The sequence below is a fragment of the Lichenihabitans sp. Uapishka_5 genome (genome assembly GCF_033947565.1).
Classification (GTDB): Bacteria; Pseudomonadota; Alphaproteobacteria; order Rhizobiales; family Beijerinckiaceae; genus Lichenihabitans.
Genome location: NZ_JARPVX010000149.1, coordinates 1 through 4,440 on the forward strand (window position 1 = coordinate 1; position 4,440 = coordinate 4,440).

Genomic DNA, 4,440 nt, shown 5'->3' on the forward strand with positions numbered 1-4,440 from the left:
AGATGTGTATAAGAGACAGGGTCCGAGCCGCGCGCGGTCTCGTCGTGCCACTGGCCGGCTTCGTCCTCCCACGAGATCGCCTCGTCGTCGCCCGGAACCTGCTGCTCCTGCGCCACCCGGGCCGCGGCCGCCGTGGCGTCCCGCCGGCTCGCGAAGGTTTCCGAGAACACGTCGCCGAGCCGATAGGCCCAGCCTCCGTCGTGTTCGACGATGGTGTAGACGGCATCGGTCATCGGCTTCGGCCCATTCGGTCTGATCCTGCCATCACGACGCTTGATGCGACGCGGGGGTTCCACCGCCGCTTCCCCCGGCAACCCTCCAAGACGCCGTCCTGCCGCTGATCCGACCCTCCGCTCAGTCCATGACGATCTGCAGCTTGACGTCGGTCGGCCGCGCCTCGACGGCGCGCTCGAAGGCTTCGACGCTTTGCTCGAACGGGAAGGTGGCGCTGACGAGCGGCTTCAGGTCCACCTTGCCGGAAGCAATCATGGCGAGCGCCCGGTCGAACACGTTGGCGTAGCGGAAGATCGTTTCGATGCGGATCTCCTTCGCGGCGAGCGACGACACGTCGACCGCCACGGGCGCCACCGGCATGCCGATCAGCACCAAACAGCCGCCGGGCGCCAGCAAGGCGCCGATGTTCTGGTAGGCCTGGGGGGCGCCGCTCGCCTCGAACACCACATCGACGCCCCACCCATCCGTGTCGGCCGCGATCCGGTCGGCGAGGGAGTCGTGCCGCACGTTGACCGCCGTGATGCCGGGATAGCGGGCCGCGATCGCGAGCTTGTCGTCGACGAGGTCCGAGATGAAGACGCGGGAACAGCCGCTCGCCAGCGCCGCCAGGGCCGCCATGATGCCAATGGGGCCGGCCCCCGTCACCACGGCGGTGTCGCCCGGCTTGATGCGCGCCTTGACGGCCGCCTGCAGCCCCACCGCAAAGGGCTCCACCATGGCGGCCTCGGCGAAGGACACGTTGTCGGGGATCTTGAACGTGAAGGCCGCCGGATGCACCACATGGGGCGTCAGCACGCCGTGGATCGGCGGCGTCGCCCAGAAGGCGACGCTCGGGTCGACGTTGTAGAGGCCGAGCTTCGAGGCGCGGGACGTCAGGTCCGGGATGCCGGGCTCCATGCAGACCCGGTCGCCGACCTTCAGGCCGGTGACGGCCGCGCCCACCTCCACCACCGTGCCGGCCGCCTCGTGGCCCAGCACCATCGGAGCCTCGACCACGAAGGGGCCGATGCGGCCGTGGGTGAGGTAGTGCACGTCGCTGCCGCAGACCCCGACCGTATGGATCTTGATCTTCACATCGGCGGGGCCGACCGCGAGCGGCAGCTCGATGTCGCGGATCGCCAGCTCATGCTGTTTTTCGAGAACCAAGGCGCGCATTGTTCTTCCTCGCTTGCTGGGTCAGTTGATCAGGAACCCGCCATCGACCGGCAGATCGATGCCGTTCACCATGGCGGCCTCGTCGGACAACAGATAGGCGATGGCGCCCGCCACCTCATCGGGCTCGACGAAGCGGCCCAGCGGGATGCGGGACTTCATCGGGCCGGATTTCTCCGGGTCGCTCCAGGCCTTCACGGCCATCGGGGTCAGCGTGACCACGGGATGTACGCCGTTGACCCGGATGCCGCGGCGCCCCCATTCGTTGGCCAGCACCCGGGTCAAGGCGTCGAGCGCGCCCTTCGAGGCGCAATAAGCGGCGTGATCCGCGAAGCCCACGAAGGAGGCGACGCTCGACACATTGACGATGGCGCCGGGGCGGTTCCGCGCCAGCAGGTCGCGCGCCACTTCCTGGGCCACGATCAGCGGGGCGCGGCAATTGACGGCCATCAGGTGGTCGAAGCTTTCGACCGTGGTGTCGAGGGCAGCCGCCAGATCCGTGGTGCCGGCGCAATTGACCAGGAGGTCGATCGGCAGGGCCTGGCGCGCCGCCGCCCGGGTGGCGTCGGCATCGGCGAGGTCGTCGGCGGAGCGGCTCAGCGCCACCACGGTGGCGCCCCGCCGCACGAGGTCGATCGCCGTGGCGCGGCCGATGCCCTTGCCGGCCCCGGTGACCAAGATTCGTTTGCCGTCGAACCGCATCGAAACGCTCCTTTGGGGCGGCACTGGCGCCGGGGCCTCGTTGAAGCAGATCGGCGCCGTCGGTGCAAAATCCCGCCGCTCAGCCGCCCCGCTTGTCCTCGACGCTGATCCGCATCTGGGCGCCGTGCCAGACGCCCGAGCGCACAAGGTCGCGCAGAGTGAGGCGGCACAGGTCCTCGACCGCCCGGGCCGCCGCCGACAACGGCCGGTTGGTGGGCAGCACCAGGTGGACGGTGCGGCTGAGGGCGGGCTCGAGCGCCCAGCACGAGGCGTCGCCGGCGTCGATCTCGCGCTGCAGCGCATGGGCCGGCAGGATCGCATAGCCGAGGCCCTTCATCACCAGTGCCTTGATGGCCGGATAAGCGTCGATGTCGATCACAGTGTGCAGCGCCACGCCGAGCTCGGCGCCGCGGGCGTCGATGAGGTCACGCAGACCGTGGCCGGGGCTCGGCAGGATGAGGGGCAGCGCCGCGACGGCCGTGAATCGACGGCCGCGCCGGGTGCCGGCGCCGCGACGCCGGGCGGGGCCACGACGGGGCCGAACAACACCAGCGGCTCGGTCAACAGCCCGATCGAGCGCAGGTCCTTGTCCTCGACGCATTGATACAGCAGCCCGAGGTCGACCCGGCCGGCTCGCAGCCATTCGAGCACATAGCCGCTCATCGCCTCGGCCACCCGCAGCACCACCTTGGGGTGGCGCGCGCGCGCGGCCAGCACCAGCGGCACGCCGAGGATCCGGCTGATGGTCGAGGGCAGGCCGAGCCGGACCTCGCCGGTGGGCTCCGTCGCGGTGCCGCGCACTTCGCGGTCGGCCGCCTCGAACTGGCTGAGGATGGTTCGCGCGTGGCGCAGCAGCACCAGCCCCGCCTCCGTGGCCTGCACGCCCTGCGGGGTGCGGAACAGGAGCGGCACGCCGAGGTCGGCCTCCATGTTGCGGATGTGCAGGCTCAGCGCCGGCTGCGCCACGTTGAGCGCCTGGCTGGCGCGCGAAATGGAGCCGCTTTGCACGATGGCCACGAAATAGCGCAGCTGCCTCAGATCCACGCCACCGCTCCCCGGCCGTTGAGGCCGGCAGCATAACAGCAAAGCCGCGGGCGCCGATGCGACATCCCTTCTCCCGTTCGCACGGGAGACGGGGCGTTCAATCCGCCAGGTGTCGGCTTTGCGCCGCCACCTCGGCCCGGATCGCCGCGCTGTGGGCCCCGAGCGCCGGCACCGGACCGAACGTCGGCGTCGCCTTGTCGAAGATCGCGCCGGGCGCCAGGCACGTCACCGGCCCCGACGGGGTGTCGACCGTGACGGTGCGGTTCTGCGGGTGGCTGGCCAGGTCTTCCATGCTGGACACGCGCCCATAGGCGATGCGGGCCGCTTCGAGCCGGGCCACCATGGCGGCGCGGTCGACCGCCGCGAAACTGGCCACTACGACCGCGTCGAGCGCCTCCCGGTGCCGCACCCGCGCCGAGTTCGAGGTGAAGCGCGGGTCGGTGGCGACCTCCGGCCGCTCGAGCACCATTCGGCACAGGTTCGCCCATTCGCGCTCGTTCTGGATGGAAAACAACACCGCCTTGCCGTCGGCGCACGCATAGGCGCCGTAGGGCGCGATGGTGGGGTGGTTGAGGCCCTGGCGGGCCGGCGTCACGCCGCCGTAGACGTGCTGCAGGTAGGGCACGTTCATCCAATCCGCGAGGGCGTGGAACAGCGACACGTCGATGTGCCGCCCTTGGCCCGTGCGGGCGCGGCCGACCAGCGGCTGCAGCACGGCCTGCAGGGCCGTCATGCCGGCCGCGATATCGCAAACCGAAACGCCGACGCGCGCCATGCCATGTTGATTGCCGGTGATGCTTGATAACCCCGCCTCGGCCTGCACCAGCAGGTCATAGGCCTTCAGGTCGCGGTAGGGGCCGTCCTCGCCATAGCCCGAGATCGACACGGTGATGAGTTTCGGGTTGTCGGCCCGCAACCCGGCCGGCGCGAAGCCGATGCGGTCGATGGCGCCCGGGGCGAGGTTCTGGATGAAGATGTCGGCCCCACGCACCAGCGCTCGCAGCACGGCGGCGTCCTCGTCGCGTTTCAGGTCGAGGCAGAGCGATTCCTTGCCCCGGTTCAGCCAGACGAAATAAGCGCTTTCCTGCCCATGCACGAGGTGGTCGTAGCCACGCGCGAAATCCCCCTCCGGCCGCTCGACCTTGACCACCCGCGCCCCGGCATCGGCCAGCCGGCTCGACAGGTAGGGCGCCGCCACCGCCTGCTCGACCGACACCACCGTCAGCCCTTCGAGATCCTCCGCCACCCTGCGTCTCCCTTGTTTCGCGGGAGTGTCGCGCGGGGGCGGGGCAGGGGCCAATAGGATGG

The 4,440-nt window shown here is 70.3% G+C and carries 5 protein-coding genes; all 5 read right to left on the reverse strand.

What is annotated here, in order from left to right:
• Positions 1–354: 354 nt before the first annotated feature.
• A complete protein-coding gene (locus P7D22_RS22405) occupies positions 355–1,389 on the reverse strand; it encodes an NAD(P)-dependent alcohol dehydrogenase (RefSeq protein WP_319936469.1) in 1,035 nt (344 codons plus the stop codon).
• 21 nt (positions 1,390–1,410) lie between these two features.
• Positions 1,411–2,088 (reverse strand): SDR family oxidoreductase, encoded by a 678-nt coding sequence (locus tag P7D22_RS22410; RefSeq protein ID WP_319936470.1) that lies wholly within the window; start codon positions 2,086–2,088, stop codon positions 1,411–1,413.
• A 79-nt stretch (positions 2,089–2,167) separates the two neighbouring features.
• On the reverse strand, positions 2,168–2,554 hold the full coding sequence (locus P7D22_RS22415; protein WP_319936473.1) for a LysR substrate-binding domain-containing protein: 387 nt from the start codon (positions 2,552–2,554) through the stop codon (positions 2,168–2,170).
• Positions 2,464–3,132 (reverse strand): LysR family transcriptional regulator, encoded by a 669-nt coding sequence (locus P7D22_RS22420; protein WP_319936471.1) that lies wholly within the window; start codon positions 3,130–3,132, stop codon positions 2,464–2,466. Before P7D22_RS22420 ends, P7D22_RS22415 begins: the two co-directional genes overlap by 91 nt.
• A gap of 97 nt (positions 3,133–3,229) precedes the next feature.
• Positions 3,230–4,378, reverse strand: a complete 1,149-nt coding sequence (locus P7D22_RS22425) for a CaiB/BaiF CoA transferase family protein (RefSeq protein ID WP_319936472.1) — start codon at positions 4,376–4,378, stop codon at positions 3,230–3,232.
• Between the last annotated feature and the right edge of the window lie 62 nt (positions 4,379–4,440).